We start from the raw sequence: 548 nt of genomic DNA on the forward strand, positions 1-548 counted from the left end.
GGCCGTGGCCGCCATCCTGCTTTTGGGGCGCGCCTTCTGCGGGTGGCTCTGCCCCGTGCCCGTATGGAGCAAGCTGCGCGGCATCTTCAAGATGGGCGGCACCTCTACGGCAGGGGCTGCCTCCGGGATCTCCTCCGCGCCCGACGCTGCCCCTGGGATCTCCTCCGTAGGGGGCGACCTCGGTCGCCCCTCCGCAACCGCAGCTACCTCAGCGGCGCCAGCAACGAAGGCCACGCCCCTTTCCGCCGCCGAGAAGCGCGCCCTGAAAACCTCGTGCGCGGGCGGATGCTCCTCCTGCGCCGACCGAAAGCCGGCCGATTCCCGCCACATTATCCTGGGCGGCACCCCTGCTTTCCGCCGCCATCTTCGGATTCCCGGTATTCTGCCTGGTATGCCCCGTGGGTCTGTCGTTCGCCATGGTGTTTCTGCTTATCGCGCTATTCGGCGGCGGCGATGTCACCTGGTCGGTGCTCATCATCCCGGCGCTGATAGCCGTCGAGGTGATCTTCTTCCGTAAATGGTGCTCGCACCTGTGCCCCATCTCGTCG

The 548-nt window shown here is 67.2% G+C and carries 1 protein-coding gene; it reads left to right on the plus strand.

Going from position 1 to position 548, the window contains the following annotated elements:
• Window positions 1–4: 4 nt before the first annotated feature.
• Window positions 5–517, plus strand: a complete 513-nt coding sequence (locus tag NE591_RS16335) for a 4Fe-4S binding protein (RefSeq protein ID WP_371130599.1) — start codon at window positions 5–7, stop codon at window positions 515–517.
• The last annotated feature ends 31 nt before the right edge of the window (window positions 518–548 follow it).

The organism is Adlercreutzia sp. DFI.6.23 (assembly GCF_024462535.1).
GTDB classification, from domain to species: domain Bacteria; phylum Actinomycetota; class Coriobacteriia; order Coriobacteriales; family Eggerthellaceae; genus Adlercreutzia; species Adlercreutzia rubneri.